We start from the raw sequence: 13,416 nt of genomic DNA on the forward strand, positions 1-13,416 counted from the left end.
ATCCCAACCCCCCGATGCAACTCATCAACACCAAATCCTAAAAGCGGCAAATTTTTAATTTACCCGGCACACACCCCTGAAGCCCTACCCACTCCCCGTTCCCTACTAACTACTAACTACTAACTACTAACCACTAACTACTAAAAGTGTATGAACCAAGGTGTCTATAAAGGTCCCTTTATCCTGGGAATTCTGAGCGAGAGTGATATCTGCTGGCTACGGGAGGTCGGCACGATCGAAGAAATTGCCGCTGGACAGACCCTAATCGAAGGCGGTAAACCCCTTACCTCGTTCTATATCATTTTGGGGGGAACCTTGAGCGTATCTGTGCAGGAACCCGAACCCCATGAGGTTACCCAGATTAGCGTCGGGGAAGTTTTAGGGGAAATGTCGTTTGTTGATACCACCCCACCTTTGGCAACGGTTACCGCGATCGATGAGTGTTTAGTTTTATCCGTATCCCATTACAAACTGGCCTCTAAGTTTCAGCAGGATACGGGGTTTGCCTATCGCTTTTACCGGGCGATCGCCTTGTTCCTATCAAGTCGCCTGCGGCAAACAACAGCCCAATTAGGATACGGCGGCACCCACGAGTAGCGTATTCTCATCGCTAACCTTGCACCAATATTGCCAGATATTAAAGCAGGGCATCGATCGGTGACCCCCAGCCCAACAGGAAACGTAAGAGCAAACATAGCCCGATCAAACCTATGAGTGCCACCGTGGCCTTCAGATCGGTTGATAGGTCTAACAAACCCTCTTTCCAAAGCCCATAGGAAAAGGCAATATAATAGGGAATATCATTGAGAACCACAGCTAAAATAGCGCCTAGCTCCCCCAACAGCATATAACCTACATAAATAGCAACAATGATAAACACCACCTTGGAAAAGTAGGCAAAAGCTGAATAACGGGGTTTACCAAGAGCCAAGAGGGCGGGACTGGTCGTATTGACTAGAACACTAGGCCATAACCCTAAGGCCAATAGGGGGAGCATCCAGGCGGCAGGGGCAAAGGTCTGAGGATAAAGGAAGGTAATGACCCCATCACCGAAACTGGTGAGTAGGGCGATAAAAATAGTCAATGGCCACAGAATAAGACGGCTATTTTTGAGGAGTTTACAACGAAATTCCGGACGAGGTAAGGCAGCAAATTTGGCCGTTGCGGGAAAAATAACACTACCATTAAGCTGACTCAGAACTTGACGAGGAATATCTGACAAGGTGTAAGCAATTGTATAAATACCCAGTAGTTCCAGGGTAAAGAATTTGGCTAGCATCAAACGATCAACTTGATTAGCTAGGAAGGTCATGGCTGTGGATACAAAGATCCAACGACCAAACTTAAAGAGGTTAGCCGCAGCGTCGCGATCGAAGGCAAAATGGTTTTTAACCGTGAGATCTAGAAAGTGGCTCCAGACCATTTTGATAAATGCGGCGATCAGACCACCGGCAACCAATGCCCAAATTGTGGGACTAAAGTAGGCCCAAACAATCATAATAACAATTTGAATAATCTGTGATCCTGTCTGAAAAATAATTAACTTTTTAAGTGCTAACTCCTTGCTCAGAGTAAACTGAGAAGTTGATGTGAACCCATCGAAGATAACAGTTAAACTTAAAATGGGAATAAGCCACAATAGTCTAGGCTCATTATAAAAATGGGCGATTGGCCAGGTAATTAGAAAGCAAATAAAACAAAGAATGAAACTACGAATAACCTGGATGGTCCAAGCGGTATTAATGAATTTCTCATCATCGCGTCGATTTTGAATAATACTGGGACCAATGCCAATATCAGAGAAGAGTCTAAGCCCAAGTAAAAAGACATTAGCTAAGGCCATAAGGCCGAATAGCTCTGGCACCAGCAGGCGCGTTAGAATTAAATTGCTAATAAACCGAATAATCTGGCTGGTTCCATACCCCGCGATCGTCCAGGCTGCTCCCTTAATTGCCTGCCTTTTGACCTCTGATGCTTCTTGCCAATAGGTGCGTAATTGGGCTGGGTTGAGTTTCTGAAACATGCACAGATAGGCCCTCTCGAAAGGATGGCGGAAAGTTCAGACTTGTTCAATATAGCAGCAGGATCGAACCAAACGTGATTGATAAAGATATCGTGAAGATTGGACCATTTCCCCCCGCTGGCCCCCGCTAGCCAACCAAAGTCATAGCAGGGCAACTTGACTGAATGTATAAAGGGCCGATCGCCAAACCAGGTAGCCATTACCATTCAGATGCAGGCCATCCGTGGTCAAATCTAGGCGTAGGTTGCCATCGGGATCGACAAACAGGGCGTGGAGATCGAGGTAATACACACCCGCTTCCGCACAGACCGTTGCGAGGGCCTGGTTCAGTTGGCGAATCGCCTCATTGGGAATCGCGATTAAATGCTCCCGCCCCTCCCAGGTTGCCTGTTCACCACTGTGGGGGAGGATCGACTGCACCACAATTTTGGCCTGGGGGTGTTGCCGTTGCAGCTCTTGGATAATCAAGGTTTGATTGCGCAGGACCACATCCCTCGGCACGCCCCGGATCAAATCGTTAATGCCAATCATCACTAAGATGACTTGGGGCTGAACCGGGCGGAAGAGCTCCAGGCGATCGCGTAACCCCGCCGAGGTTTCACCGGAAATCCCTTGGTTAAGCCAGGTGTAGTTGGTGGGGAGCAGATCGGGGGGAAACCACAAACTCAGGGAGTCCCCGGCCAGGATGGCGAGATTCGCGGGTTGCTTGGCAGCGGCAGCAGCGGCTTCCCGGCGCAGAATGCCTAGCCAATCCTGATAGGTTAGTTGGTGGCGGGGACCAATATCAGGCGTAGGCGGTGTGGCGATCGCCGATAGTTGGGTACTCCCCACCTGGGTGACAGGTAACCAGGCCATATCAGCGGTAGAGGGTCCCGCCTGGGAGGCGCTTGGCACTTGACGCACCAGCACCAGCACCCCGATCGCCAGGACCCCATTGCCCAGCAGCGACAACCAGGCCCAGCCCGGAATCACTTTGCGGACACGTCTGCGCATTAACTCAGGTTGCATGGGAGGTTCCGATCGCACAGGCAGTTCAGATCTTACGGGGGGATTGGCTTCGATTTTAATCACGATCGTGCCCTAACATCTCCATAAATCGGATTTCGCTAACAATGGGATTTCACTAACAATGGGATTGCGCTCAATGGGATTGCGTTAACATTGCGCTGAAGCCATTGCTCCCAGCCCTTGTGTTCTGCACACCTGAGCGATCGTTGTCCGGAGAAGTTTATCCTGAAATCAATCGATCGCCCGTTCGTCCGCCCATGATCGCCCTCCCGAACCTCCATCCCTTGCCTGTCCAGCCGATTACCGCTGCGGCCTTCGTCCCCTATGGCCAGTTGATTACCCCAATGTCCGATGATCAGCCCTATGGAGCGGCGGATGCCCAATTGGTCCTCGCCCCTGGGATACCCCGTTTCTACCTCATGCGCCTCACCCAACGGGGCCGCCGGTTTCACAAAATCACTCGCCATGTCCGCTGCACCCAATGTCTGGGGTCCCTCGCGGGGAAAAGCTGGTTGCTGGCCGTCGCCCCCCCCAGTGGCCCGGATGCTTCTGATCGCCCCGATCGCGCCCAGCTCCAAGCCTTCCAGATCCCTGGCACCTGTTTCGTAAAACTGGCGATCGGCACCTGGCACGCCGGTCCTTTTTTTGATCACGCCCAGGTTGATTTCTATAATCTCGAACTCAGTGATACCAACGCAGTGGACCACTTTAGCTACGACTTTCAGCAAGCGGAGGGCCTCATCTTTGAACTTCAGGGCGGCACACCTGACGAGGGGTCTGTCAGTCGTCCGGGGAACAGACCGCTAGAATAAAACTGGCACTATTAAGTTTTGTATATGGCAGATCAGCTAATGCGGGCCACGGCAGCCGGTGGGGGTATCCGTGCCGTGGGGACAATTACCACTCGTTTGACCGAAGAAGCACGGCAGCGCCATCGGCTCTCCTACGTGGCCACGGCGGCGCTGGGACGGACAATGGCCGCTGGCTTACTGATGGCCTCAACCCTCAAGCGAGAGGACGCGCGGATCAATATCCGGGTGGAGGGCAATGGTCCCCTCGGTGGCATTTTGGTCGATGCCCGACCCGATGGCACCGTGCGGGGCTATGTATCTAACCCCAGCGTGGAATTACCGCCGAATGCGATCGGCAAGCTGGATGTGGGCAGAGCCGTCGGGCCAGAGGGTTATCTCTACGTGGTGCGGGATGTGGGCTATGGCTATCCCTACGCCAGTACGGTGGAACTTATCTCCGGCGAGATTGGCGATGATATCAGCCACTACCTGGTGACTTCGGAGCAAACCCCCTCGGCGCTGCTGCTAGGCGTTTTTGTGGGGGCTGAGGGGGTGACTGCGGCAGGGGGTCTCCTGTTGCAAGTATTGCCACGGGCGGCACGGGACGAGGCCTTGATCCAAATCCTCGAAAGTCGCATTGCCAAGCTCTCTGGCTTTACCCCCCTGCTGCGATCGGGGAAGTCCCTAACCGATATTTTCCAGGATTTGTTAGGGGACCTGGATCTGGAAATCCTGCCCGATCGTCGCCTCGTGCGGTTCCACTGCGGCTGTTCCTTCGATCGCGTCCTGGGTGCCCTGAAGCTCCTGGGTGAAGTCGAACTCCAGGACATGATTGAAAAAGATGACGGGGCAGAAGCCACCTGCCATTTCTGCGGCGAAGTGTATCGGGCTAGCAGTGCTGAGTTAGCCGATTTAATCACGATCTTGCGCCAGGAAGCCGCAACTCGCTAGATTAGGGGGGCTGTACCCTCGGTGCCAACCCTCGCAAATACCGACGATAGGGGAGAGGAGAACGCTTAATTTCTCCGAGTACCCGCAGGCTGGGGCACCCGTCTTTGACAACACCCAAACAAGTAGGAGCAAGCAACCATGCGGGTTGTGGGACTGATGAGCGGCACCTCGGTCGATGGCATTGATGCCGCCCTAGTCGAGATTACGGGCACTACCCTGGATCTTCAGGTAGACCTGCTGGCCGCTGCTACCTATCCCTATCCGGCGGCCCTCCGGCAGCAGATCTTAGCCTTGGCGGGCGGGGAAGCACTGTCCCTCGCAGCGTTAGCCGATCTCGATGAGACGATCGCCCAGGTATTCGCCCAGGCTGCCCAGGCCATCCAACTGGGGCACCCCCCCGCCGACCTGATCGGCTCCCACGGCCAGACCGTCTATCACCGTCCGCCGGCGCCCGCCAACGCCCCATTGGACCCAGCACCCCATCCCCTGGGTTACAGCCTCCAGCTAGGCCGGGGAGCCACGATCGCCGCCTTGACCGGTATCACCACCGTCGCCAACTTCCGGGCTGCGGATCTGGCGATGGGGGGACAGGGTGCCCCCCTGGTGCCCCGGGTAGATGCCTACCTCCTCAGTGACGCCCACCGGGATCGCTGTGTACAAAATATCGGTGGCATTGGTAACGTCACCTATCTGCCCGCCTGGGGGCTAGCTACCCCAGTGCCCAGTCCTGATGACCCGGCGGCTGTGTCAGGGGCGATCGCCCGCTGGGAGCGCCAAATTAAGGGTTGGGACACGGGTCCCGGCAATATCCTGCTGGATCTGGCGGTGCAACACTTTTCTAAGGGGCAGCAGACCTATGACCGCGATGGCGTCTGGGCGGCCCAGGGAACCGCGTGCCAGACCCTCGTGACCCAATGGTTACAGCAACCGTTTTTCCAGGCCTCTCCCCCCAAATCCACCGGACGGGAACACTTTGGTCAGGCCTATTTGGCCCAATGTTTAGCGGACGGCGATCGCTATGGCCTTGCCCCTGCTGATCAGCTAGCTACCCTGAGCGAATTCACCGCCGCCACGATCGCCCATAGCTACCGGACCTACCTGCCCCGCTTACCCCAACAGGTTTATGTCGCCGGGGGGGGGGCTCACAATCCCGATCTCATGGCTCGCCTACAGCGTTTACTGGCCCCGATCCCCGTTGCGACGACCGAGGCCCTGGGGTTGAGTGTCGCGTTCAAAGAGGCAATCGCCTTTGCGGTACTGGCCTACTGGCGGTGGCAGGATCTCCCTGGTAACTTACCCAGTGTGACCGGGGCACGTGCCGGCATCCCTTTGGGGGATCTGTATCCAGGTGGCACACCGCCAGAGAATCGCGTAGAATCCCGTTCAGGGAGACCGATAATCCGAGCGGCTACGATCGCATCGGGACTTATCGTCAATTGATGCCGGGGTAATACTGTGTCACATACCTTTTTACTAGAGCCAGGACGCTGGCTGCTTCAGGGGAACTGGTTGGATCGGGATGGGATGCCCATAACCATTAAGGGGAAAACTCTTGTCGCTTGGACACGTGACAATTGGTTCACGATGGTGACATTATTAAAATTTCCGGGTGCAGCGCGGGACGATATTTCGTTTCAGTACAAGGGGCGCTTAAACTTGGGGGAACGCCAATATACTTTTGTCCTGCACCATAGTGAATTAGGGCGGGTGGAAGGTGAAGGCTGGATTGCCCCTGCCTCGATCGTGCAGCGATATTGGGTACTAGGGGATAAGCAGCGGCGCAGTGGCTTTGAAACTATCCATCGTGTCGATGATAATACCTACTTCCTGGCGAGTGCGGTCATTGAAGCGGGTCGCAATCTGATCAGTACGATGGAGGCGACCCTAGAGCGACAGTCGGACTAACCCTAGTGAGGCCAGTAGCGCCAACGCATCCCGATATGTTCTCATTCGTAGCAATTTGCGGCACTCTAAAAACAGGGAAGACGGGTTCCCCTTGGAGATCTCTCCGGTCCTGTATCAATGACGGTGCGGCACCCACAGTCTCCCGCCATGCAGTCCAGTAGGCCGCTCCCCAGCGTTCTCTGCCAACTGCTTCCTGATACGCCTTTGGCGTCGCGCAGCTATCGGTTACCCGGTTGGCCCAAGCATAATGACTGACCCAAAACTTGGTCGCATTCTCGAAAATCGTTATCAGTTACTAGAACTGGTGGGTAGGGGGGCAATGGGCCGGGTGTACCGTGCCCAACATGTCCTGCTAGGGGGTACGTTTGCTGTCAAGTTCCTCGCACAAACTTTGCTCAATGCCCCCATGCGCGATCGCTTCTTTGCCGAAGCGCGGGTGTGTGCCCTGCTGGGCCAGAAGAGCATTCACATTGTGCGCGTGATTGACTATGGCGTTGATGAGGACGAGGTGCCCTTCTACGTGATGGAGTACCTGGATGGCAAAAACCTTACGGATATTATTCACGAGTCTCCCTTAACCCTGCCCCGCTTTTTGAACCTTACCCACCAAATTTGCCTGGGCCTCCAGTGTGCGCACCAGGGGGTCCCGATCGATGATGCTGGGGACATTCGCCCGATTATTCACCGGGATATTAAGCCGCGCAATATTGTGGTGGTGCAAGACAGCAGTTTGGGGGAGTTGGTGAAGGTGCTCGATTTCGGGATTGCGACGTTGATGCAAGGGGAAGGCAGCAGCAATCCCCAGGCCAATAAATTTATGGGGACCCTGGCCTATTCGTCACCCGAACAAATGGACAGCCAGGAACTCGATGGTCGCTCCGATATCTACAGCCTGGGCATTGTCATGTTCCAGATGTTGACAGGTAAGCTGCCGATCCATACCCCTGGCCGCACCTTTAAGGACTGGTACCAGGCCCACAAAACCCAAGTGCCGCGATCGTTTCATGAGGTTGATCCCAACCTGAAGCTCCCGAAGGCGCTGGAATCGCTCATCATGGACTGTCTAGCCAAATCCCCCAGCGATCGTCCCCAAAACATTGAGGCGGTGATCGATGCCCTGCGCCCCTTGCTCCAACGCTTTGGCAATGGCCAGGAAATTGGGCGACGGATTGGCGATGCCCTCTCGCGGGTCCCGATCGTCGCGGAGTCCCTAGTGGAAAAGGCGGCCTCGGAGGGGTCCTCTGTGACCGAAACCAGCGCCCCCACGGCCCCCACCGATATGGGGGCAGCCGTCCGTCCCAGCATTGAGAAGCGATCGGCCTTTGAAGACTTTTGCCATCAGTTAACCTGGCCCAGTGGGATGCCGATCGCCCAGATTGTCTTTCCTCAAAATATCGAAACCCCCAAGGGGCGCATGACCACGCTGTGGACCATGTTGTCCCAAGAGGAAATTGAGTATCTGCGCAACAGCAGCTTTTACAACCACTTCTATAAAAACTTCCTGGGGATCATGTCCCCCCACCCTACCGTTCTCTGGATCACGGCCCTTTACAATCGCCTCCGTCATCAGGAGCGTGGTCCCCGCTGGTTTAATTGCTATCTCGACTTACAATCCCGAATGGGCCAGGAAACCGTGCGCTTACTCACCGAAAAGGAAAGTTATCGCATTCTCTTCTTTGGGTTAGAATCGCCCTACCACTGCCTCCATGTGGTCAAACTGAAAATCCATCCCTATCAATGCCAACTGCTCCAACGCTGGGCACTCACGGGCACCACCTGGCAGTCGATCGGTCATGTGAACGAAAGTAAGGAAATCCTCAAGCAGGAGTTGGAAAAACTCAAGCCCAGGGTTCAGACCGATCTGGAAAATGCTAGTGGGTTAAGGGGGTAGCCCCTAACCGAGGGTTCCCGCGTAGACAATGCCCCTGGGCATATCCAATGTGAGTAGGGTCCCATCTCGAATAATTTGGGTCGCGTTTTTGACGCCAACGATCACCGGAATGCCCAAACGTAGCCCAATAACCGCTGCGTGGCTCGTTAAGCTTTCATCCTCGGTAATCACGCCAGCCGCCTTGCGGATCACATCCACATAGTCGGCGCTGGTGTGGGAGGCGACCAGGATTTCCCCCACATTGAAATTGCTAATCGTGCTGCCGTTGGTGGCGACTCTAGCCCGTCCGCAAATCATGCCTTGACCAATACTGATGCCGCGACAGAGGATGGCGGTCACCAGTTCCACTTTGATCAGGTCGGTGGAACCGGGGACGCCCTGGAGGGTACCGGCGGTCATGACCACGAGATCGCCTTCGGCCACCAAGGCTTGCTCTTGGGCAATGCCAAGGGCCGCTTGGGAGGTTTGATCCGTCGAGGCCAGATCGAGCACCAGGAGGGGTTTCACACCCCAGACCAATTGCAGCCGTCGGGCCACATCGACGTGGGGTGTGACCGCCAGGATCGGCGTCTTGGGACGGAACTTGGAAACATTGCGGGCCGTTGATCCTGTTTTAGTCAAGGTCATAATCGCCGCTGCCCCCAGTTGTTCGGCAATGTTCCCGACCGCCTGACTGATGGCATTGGGGATCGATCGCTTACGGATACCCGCCGCGTCCACGTCCGACCAGGTTTGGGGCAAGGCCCAGAGCGATCGCTCCTGTTCAATGCGCTGGGCAATTTTTGCCATTGTGGCTACCGCTTCCACCGGGTATTGACCCACAGCGGTTTCATTGGAAAGCATAATCGCATCGGTGCCGTCCAAAATCGCATTGGCCACGTCGGAGATTTCCGCTCGGGTGGGTCGCGGGTTATTGACCATGCTATCGAGCATTTGGGTGGCGGTGATGACGGGAATGCCCAAGCGATTGGCGATCCCGATCAGCCGTTTTTGCAAGATTGGCACATCTTCGGCGGGCAGTTCCACCCCCAGATCCCCCCGCGCTACCATGACGCCATCGCAGAGGGACAGGATCGCCTCCATTTGCTCGATCGCTTCGTGCTTTTCGATCTTGGCGATCACAGGCACCGATTTGTTGGCGTTGGAAATCAGTTCCTTAATTTCCAGCACATCCTGGGGATTGCGCACAAAGCTGAGGGCGACCCAATCCACCCCTTGATCAAGGCCAAAGATGAGATCCTTGCGATCCTTGTCCGTGAGGGCCTTAATCGACAGGTAAACCCCCGGAAAGTTGACGCCCTTATTGTTCGACAGCTTGCCCCCCACCACCACGCGACAGTGCAGGCGGCGCTGGTCGCGATCGACGGCCTCGACACCCATTTCCACCTTGCCATCGTCTAGCAGGATCGTGGCGTTTTCCGGCACTTCATCGGCTAACGGTTCATAGGTTACCGAGGCTATTTCCTGATTACAGACTACCGGCTCACTGGTCAGGATGAAGCGATCGCCCCGTTTGAGGGTGATGGCCCCATGTTCAAATTTGCCCAGGCGGATTTTGGGTCCCTGGAGGTCTTGGAGAATCCCCACGGGTTGGTTGAGTTCAAAGGAGACCTGACGAATCAGACGAATACTGCGTTGGTGATCGTCATGACTACCGTGGGAGAAATTGAGGCGTAAGGTTGTTGCACCCGCCAGAATCAACTCGCGCAGGACATCTGGCTTACCGGTTGCAGGTCCGATCGTCGCCACAATTTTAGTGCGTCGCAGAGGCTCGCCAGGTGACATGGTTTTAGAAATAATGAATGATGCAACGGGGATATTAGCATGAGGATGGGACCGGATCACAGCTTCCGGGGAATTCTTAAGGACTGATCCGGCCAGAAGGAGACGCCATCTCGTGATCCCTGGTCTCTGGCGATTACCTCCGTGCCCTCCGTTGCCTCTGGGCCGCTGTGGTGAATTTGAAACCCCGGAGACACACCGAATACAGAGAAAATCCTGCTGATCAGCGGCGACGCACCTTGCTGACCATCTTCCGGGATAGGCGCAGGTTCAGGTTTTCCTGATCGGCCCAGTCCTGCAACAGGCGATAGAACACCTGCCGATCGTCGGCCTGCAAGACCGCCACCTGATCGGCGGTTTCGATCGCATAGGGATAGCCGCCCCCAATGATCACCTCCCCCCGCACCCAGTTCATCACCTGCTCCAGCCGTCCGGCTTCATAGAGCCATAGGGGCAGTTCAATCCGGGCGGGATAGCCGTCCTGCGTGGTTTTGAGATAGGTAAAGCCAATGCGATCGTGCTGATCCTGATATTGCTGCAAAATCCCCGATCGCTGGCAACGAAAGAGGGGGGTGCGATCGCCCCAGCGCTCTTTGCACAGGGGACTGAGGAGTTGAGCATCATGGATAGCCGTGGCTTCGGGCAGGTGATAGAGGCCTTGCAACATCCCTACGAGATCACGGGCATAGCTGGTATCGATGTAGCCCACCAGGGGGACCCGATAGGTTTCGCTGGCCTGGAGCAATTGTCGTAGACAGGCCACATATTGGTTACGAATTTCAGCCTCAAAGGGTTCCGCAAACGTCGCCACCAGGGAACCATCAAAAAACACCAGACACGCCTCCGAACCCGCCTGGGCCTGGATGTACTCAATGAGCCGACGGGTTTCCAACTCGAAGCGCCGCAGATTGACCCGGCGATCGACGGGTTCGCTACTGGTGCTCACCTGGAGATCAGCGGGGGTCATCACCTCAACGGCAATATCTTTGCTGTAACTACCCTGGGGTAGGTGGTGGTTTTCAAACCAGCCAATCTGAACTAGGGCGATCGGGATCGACAGATCGCGACTGGGGTAGATTTGGGACCCATCAACAGCGAAGGTGGCCACTCCGGCCAAATGCTGTTCCACCCACTGGCGACTGGCCTCCCGGTTGGGCCAGGTCAGGTGGGCCGCGAGTATGCCATCCGTATGCTGGATCAGGGGTTCCAGTAACACCGCACTCAGACCAGCCGGGTTGACTGCCGTGGGTGCCCGCTCGTCGGCCTCCCTATCATCCTGTCCTTGGGAATGTGTCTCCGCTACCCAGCGATGCCAGGCCTGACGGTATTGGTTGAGGCGCTGGCAGGCTGCCTGATCAAACTGTTGGAAGGCGGCTTGTTTGGCCTGAAGCTGGGCGAGGACTTGGGACGGTTTAATGGGCATAGAGATAGGCAGAAGGGCGATCAGACGACTGTAGTACCATTGTTGACGAATGGACACTTCGATTAATTGGGGATCGGGGCAGTTCAACTGTCCCAACCGACGGGGTTACGTTACCTGCGAGCGCACAATGTCAAACTGTGTATTTTTCGAGGTGCCCTCATGCTAGGCGAGGGATAACTCGCAAACTATAACCAGCAAGAGACCAAAGGGGTTGTGATGGTAGACGCGATCGGCACCCTCTATGTCGTCGGCACCCCGATCGGCAATCTGGAAGACATCAGCCTGCGGGCGATCCGGATTCTTCAACAGGTCGCGTTGGTTGCCGCCGAGGACACCCGCCATACGGGCAAGCTGCTCCAGCATTTACAAATTGCCACCCCCCAGCTTAGCTATTACGAACATAACAGCCGGGGTCGAATTCCCCAACTGTTGGAACGCCTCCAGCAGGGCCAGGATATTGCCCTAGTCACCGACGCGGGGATGCCCGGTATTGCTGACCCAGGCTATGAGTTGGTCCAGGCTTGCCAAACGGCGGCTATCCCCGTTGTGCCCATCCCCGGCCCCAGTGCGGTGATTACGGCCTTGAGCGGGGCGGGCCTACCCTGCGATCGCTTTGTCTTTGAGGGGTTTTTACCGCGCAAAGGATCGGAACGCCGGGAACGGTTACAGGCCCTCCAAAGCGAACCACGCACTCTGGTCCTCTATGAAGCCCCCCATCGCCTGCTGCAAACCCTCCAGGACCTCGCCGTAACCCTGGGTAAGGACCGGACGATCGTCACCGCCCGCGAGTTGACCAAACGCTACGAAAGCTTCTGGCGCGGCACCCTGACAGACGCGATCGCCTACTACACGGACCAGATGGCCCCCCGTGGGGAATTTACCCTGGTGATTGCGGGGGCGGGGGTAGCCTTCCCGCCAGGACACCTCCAGCACGAAGCGACCGCCTGCTCCGAGGCAGACTTGAAGCAGGCATTACAAGCCCTGTTACAGCAAGGATTGTCGCGATCGCAGGCCAGCCGCCAATTAGCCGCCCAAACCCACTACCCCCGGCGGCAGCTTTACCAACTGGCTCTTACCCTGGGCGAACAGGAGGAACCGCCAGTTGAAAATTCTGTTTAAAAGTAAAGTAATCAGTCAATAAGGGATTTTAGATTTTAGATTTTGGGATTTTCGATTTTCCCAGGGTTACGGGGTAGGCATCCGGCTTGCCACCGAGCCAGCTATAGCAATCTCAGGTGATTGATGCGCGTGGGGTGGGCATCCTGCCCGCGCCGACTAGTAGCTCGAACTAGTGGCTCGAACAGTAAGTTCTGCAACGTTCGTCGTGCTGGCTTTAGCCGGCAACGACTAAAGTCGTTACTACCAACGTTGCGAAACTTTATGTTTACTGTACTAGCAGCCTGCCCCACCATCCTTCCCGAACGATTGAGGATGGCTATCTCCCGCGTTCAATGTGCGCTCGACTGACAACGTGAGTTGGCGCAACCAGCCATTGCTCCCCAGTCGCCTCTAGCAAGTCGAGCATGGCAGATGGGATAAGTGGGCTACGATCAAGACATTTTGTTGTCGAGGTCGCACGATCGCCCCATGACTCCATCCCGCTCTTCCTTATCCCAATCCCACCCCCATCCCCACCCCGATG

Annotated in this window: 11 protein-coding genes; 7 read left to right on the forward strand and 4 right to left on the reverse strand. The window is 55.7% G+C overall.

Features of this window, described 5'->3' with window-relative positions:
- Nucleotides 1–150: 150 nt before the first annotated feature.
- A complete protein-coding gene (locus tag ACWIUF_RS01510; protein ID WP_448570407.1) occupies nucleotides 151–597 on the forward strand; it encodes a cyclic nucleotide-binding domain-containing protein in 447 nt (148 codons plus the stop codon).
- 40 nt (nucleotides 598–637) lie between these two features.
- Here the strand turns inward: ACWIUF_RS01510 and ACWIUF_RS01515 are convergent, their stop codons facing one another.
- Nucleotides 638–2,023, reverse strand: coding sequence for an oligosaccharide flippase family protein (locus ACWIUF_RS01515; RefSeq protein ID WP_448570408.1), 1,386 nt, complete (start codon nucleotides 2,021–2,023; stop codon nucleotides 638–640).
- A 141-nt stretch (nucleotides 2,024–2,164) separates the two neighbouring features.
- Entirely contained in the window at nucleotides 2,165–3,016 is an 852-nt protein-coding gene (locus ACWIUF_RS01520; protein ID WP_448570409.1) for a GDSL-type esterase/lipase family protein, read from the reverse strand.
- Between the two features lie 197 nt (nucleotides 3,017–3,213).
- Here ACWIUF_RS01520 and ACWIUF_RS01525 point away from each other — a divergent pair, with 197 nt between their 5' ends.
- From ACWIUF_RS01525 to ACWIUF_RS01545, 5 genes are all read left to right on the forward strand, one after another.
- Nucleotides 3,214–3,843 (forward strand): ureidoglycolate lyase, encoded by a 630-nt coding sequence (locus tag ACWIUF_RS01525; protein WP_448570410.1) that lies wholly within the window; start codon nucleotides 3,214–3,216, stop codon nucleotides 3,841–3,843.
- Between the two features lie 24 nt (nucleotides 3,844–3,867).
- On the forward strand, nucleotides 3,868–4,773 hold the full coding sequence (gene hslO, locus ACWIUF_RS01530) for an Hsp33 family molecular chaperone HslO (protein WP_448570411.1): 906 nt from the start codon (nucleotides 3,868–3,870) through the stop codon (nucleotides 4,771–4,773).
- Nucleotides 4,774–4,911: 138 nt separating this feature from the next.
- A complete protein-coding gene (locus ACWIUF_RS01535; RefSeq protein ID WP_448570412.1) occupies nucleotides 4,912–6,213 on the forward strand; it encodes an anhydro-N-acetylmuramic acid kinase in 1,302 nt (433 codons plus the stop codon).
- 15 nt (nucleotides 6,214–6,228) lie between these two features.
- The gene (locus tag ACWIUF_RS01540; protein WP_448570413.1) at nucleotides 6,229–6,678 is read left to right on the forward strand and encodes a hypothetical protein; all 450 of its coding nucleotides are present in this window, start codon (nucleotides 6,229–6,231) and stop codon (nucleotides 6,676–6,678) included.
- 247 nt (nucleotides 6,679–6,925) lie between these two features.
- Entirely contained in the window at nucleotides 6,926–8,569 is a 1,644-nt protein-coding gene (locus tag ACWIUF_RS01545) for a serine/threonine protein kinase (RefSeq protein WP_448570414.1), read from the forward strand.
- Between the two features lie 3 nt (nucleotides 8,570–8,572).
- On the opposite strand, the gene pyk is transcribed toward ACWIUF_RS01545, so the two are convergent.
- Nucleotides 8,573–10,354 carry a pyruvate kinase gene (pyk, locus tag ACWIUF_RS01550; protein ID WP_448570415.1) on the reverse strand — a complete coding sequence of 594 codons (1,782 nt, stop codon included), beginning with the start codon at nucleotides 10,352–10,354 and terminating at the stop codon, nucleotides 8,573–8,575.
- A 220-nt stretch (nucleotides 10,355–10,574) separates the two neighbouring features.
- Nucleotides 10,575–11,831, reverse strand: a complete 1,257-nt coding sequence (locus tag ACWIUF_RS01555) for a DNA double-strand break repair nuclease NurA (RefSeq protein ID WP_448570416.1) — start codon at nucleotides 11,829–11,831, stop codon at nucleotides 10,575–10,577.
- A gap of 159 nt (nucleotides 11,832–11,990) precedes the next feature.
- On the opposite strand from ACWIUF_RS01555, the gene rsmI reads away from it, so the two are divergent.
- A complete protein-coding gene (gene rsmI, locus ACWIUF_RS01560) occupies nucleotides 11,991–12,893 on the forward strand; it encodes a 16S rRNA (cytidine(1402)-2'-O)-methyltransferase (RefSeq protein ID WP_448570417.1) in 903 nt (300 codons plus the stop codon).
- Nucleotides 12,894–13,416: the final 523 nt, after the last annotated feature.

This window comes from Trichothermofontia sp. (assembly GCF_053493415.1).